This is a genomic window from Oleiphilus sp. HI0128 (assembly GCF_001635365.1).
Map to the genome: position 1 here is coordinate 1 of NZ_LWGG01001445.1, position 1,184 is coordinate 1,184.

2 protein-coding genes are annotated in these 1,184 nt (G+C 45.7%); both read right to left on the bottom strand.

Annotation, left to right across the window (positions count from 1 at the left end; genetic code table 11):
* The coding region (locus A3763_RS23850) for a glutathione S-transferase family protein (RefSeq protein WP_068760638.1) at nucleotides 1-756 on the bottom strand (756 nt) is incomplete at its 3' end.
* Nucleotides 757-840: 84 nt separating this feature from the next.
* A partial coding sequence (locus A3763_RS23855) for a DoxX family protein (protein WP_068760640.1) occupies nucleotides 841-1,184 on the bottom strand: 344 nt, incomplete at its 5' end.

A 1,184-nucleotide genomic window follows, 5' to 3' on the forward strand; every position in this document is an offset into this window, starting at 1 on the left:
ATTGGTTTTAAAGTGTCCAAAATAAACAGCGTCGAATCGAATCAGTGTCGTAAATAGACGCCAGTCAGCTTCGGTTAGTGTTGATCCACACAGATAACGCTGCTTAGACAGTACGCCTTCTACCCAATCTAGGGCATCAAATAATTGATGGTAAGCGTCTTCATAGGCTTCTTGCGTCGTCGCAAAACCTGCACGATAAACACCGTTATTAATGCAGTCATAAATTCGCTCGTTAATCATATCAATCGACTCACGCAAGCCCTCTGGATAATAGTCATCAGTATTGCCAGTTAGGTGATTAAAGGCTGAGTTAAACATGCGAATAATTTCAGACGACTCATTACTGACAATCGTTTGGGTCTGTTTATCCCATAAAACCGGTACCGTAACCCGCCCCTCGTATTGGCTATCAGCGCGCATGTAAAGCTGGTAAGCGTATTGAAAACCGTACAGCGGGTCGGTAACTTCCCAACCGTTTTCTAACATTATCGGGTCGACTACCGTCACATCGATATAATCTTGTAGATTCTTCAGCTGGCGAAAAATCAACGTGCGATGAGCCCATGGGCACGCCAACGAAACATACAAATGGTAGCGGCCTTTCTCTGCCTTAAACCCCTTCTCACCCTGCGGGCCAGGTTGACCATCGGCGGTCAACCAACTTCTGAAGCGACTATCTTGGCGACGAAACTCACCTCCGCTATCGCTCGTGTCATACCACTGATCAACCCATTTCCCATCTTGTATTAAGCCCATGACCTTGTACCTCAATAACGATTATCAAAGTGCGATGTTTTGAGTCGCACTTAACTATCTGAATCTGATTAATCAACGTGTTGGCTAAACAGTCTTGTACGATAAAAGTGCCTTATCAATACTCAAACTACCTGCACCTCTAATCGTTAAGGTTGCGCTGATAACCAGTAATGCGAGCGCAAACTCATAACCGTTAGTTGCCATAAAAAATCCATTTTCAATGTGAGCCGTGACAATCGCCACAATCATAGTGATTGCCAGTACCAAGGCCGCTGGACGAACCAAAAAGCCAACTATCAGCAATAAACCGGCGAAGAATTCGGCACTCCCTGCAAGCCCTGCCATCAAGATACCGGGCGATAATCCAATCGACTCCATCCAACCCGCCGTTCCATCCAATCCATAGCCACCAAACCAGCCAAATAGTT